Genomic DNA, 1,956 nt, shown 5'->3' with positions numbered 1-1,956 from the left:
TCGAGGACCGGCGCGGGCACCGTCTCGGCGGCGATCGCCGCGGACGCGGGAGCGAGGAGCGCTCCCAGGCACGCGGCCGCGACAGAAACGGCGACGACGCGGCGCGCCAGGCGCGGGCGGGTGGCTTTCACGGGCGGGTAGTCAGACAACATGGGTGTCCCTTCGGGAGACGGTCGACGTCGACGCGTGCCTTCTCGGGCTTGACATAGAACCCGATCGCTCATACACAGCGGACGAAGGCTAGCGCAAAATGTTCCCGGTAACAATGCGCTTCCCGGCCAACTTCGACTTCAGTATCCGCGCCTAGGCTCGTTTTGGCGATGGAAGGCATCGCGTCACCGTTCGCTGAAGCTGACTAAGTCGCCAGCGGCAGCGTAGGCCGACGCACGCGCTAGCGGGACAACGTTAGTGAACGGGAGCTAGGACCAGGTTTGGGTCGTCTGATCCGACCCCTAACCTCGGGCCGTCAAATTTTCCTGAGAGGCGCCTGTGACTGCCCATTCGATCCACGTGATGTTGCCTCAAAGAGGACGGTTCGCTCGGAGTCTTACTTGAATTTCTCCGCCGTGACGCTCGTTGTTGACTGCATGTCGAGAAGATTGACCGCCCCGGCCCCCGTGGCCCAGTCGAGGAGTGGGAAGCGGGCGGTTTCTACCACCACTAGCGAGTGCATGTACGCGAGGCCAGTGGCGAGATCCAGTGTCCGCGCGTCAGGAAGGTAAGCGATCACTGGTCCTACAATGAAGCGCTGTTTGCCGCGCGGTGTCGCATGTCCACAGGTGACCGCGATCTCGACGAGACTTTGGATATCACGTCCGTTCTGAAGAGTACTAGTGACTAGCAGGGGGAGAGTTTCCTCCTCCTGACTGCGCTGCCAAATCCACTCTGACGCTAGGTTGGCTGCCTCTTCCCATGGGCGATCGTGGTCGTCCGGCACCCAGGCCGCTGCCCTTACGAACGTAGTGGGGGGGATTTTCTCCACGACAGGTCTCCTTATCGATTCGACATATTGCCGAGACTTCTCTACCCACAATCCACGTCTCGTCGAGCACTGACCTCTGATGTCGCCGTCGCGACCAGGATCAAAACTTGATCAGCCCGTGTGAATTGCTAAAACATGAACAGTCGCTGCAACGCCGTACGGCCGCGGCGACGACACATTTATAAGTGGCCCGGGCTCTCAACTGTCGGGGGCTGGGGCCAGCTGAAGTGAGTGTCGCTGCTAAACCAGATGCTCATCGGACAGTCATGGCTGACGTTACCAAGGCAGGCGCCCGTTCGTATACCATTGGATGTCTTCCGCTCAGCCTTCTCCTCTATCTTCTTCCGGTTCTGACTCGAGATCGCGTCGGGGTGGCCCTTCGGCTCCCGGCGGTGAGCATGTCTACCCTGAGACCGACATCGGTCGAATTGGTGTGCGTAGGTCGCTGATTGAGTCTCCTGAGGACCTTATGAGTTATGCACGGGATGCGAACGGGCAGCGCCCAAGACGTAGAGCGCCGCGGGAGGTCCGGCAGTGCAGTCCTTGTTCGTTTCTTGCCAGGTCTGAGCCAACCGGCCCCTTAGCCAAACGTAATCAGCGCTGAGCCGGGAGCCAGTTCGAATTTCGGCGGCTGCCTAGATCGCGATCATGCGAAGTCCTGTCACGTATTCGCCATCTGCGCCGGCTGGGGCGTGATTGCAGCACGGGACGGGCGCGGGCGGAACCAGCCAGCGAGATGTACCTGGCGCTTTGCCCGCTGCCGCGTTGATCGCAACGGCTCGGCGAGAGCGCAGGGGCAAGTGCGCCGGCACTCTCAGAATCAGCATCAATTTGGCGAATGTTGACCTGGTCACTCGGTGAGCGGTAACATCCGAGGGTTCCTGCGCCTCAGGAGCTCCGATCATCCTGGCAAAGGAGCTGGAGTGATGACCGCACACTCGACCGCCCCCATCGCGCCCCCGCGCACGGCCCCC

At 61.3% G+C, this 1,956-nt stretch carries 1 protein-coding gene; it reads right to left on the bottom strand.

The window, feature by feature from the left end; translation table 11 throughout:
- Nucleotides 1-547: 547 nt before the first annotated feature.
- A complete protein-coding gene (locus MT347_RS17985) occupies nt 548-982 on the bottom strand; it encodes a hypothetical protein (protein ID WP_243502725.1) in 435 nt (144 codons plus the stop codon).
- Nucleotides 983-1,956: the final 974 nt, after the last annotated feature.

It is taken from the genome of Microbacterium sp. VKM Ac-2923 (genome assembly GCF_022815605.1).
Classification (GTDB): Bacteria; Actinomycetota; Actinomycetes; order Actinomycetales; family Microbacteriaceae; genus Microbacterium.
The sequence above is the reverse complement of the archived record's forward strand: the minus strand, read 5'-3'. Positions and strand labels throughout refer to the sequence as shown.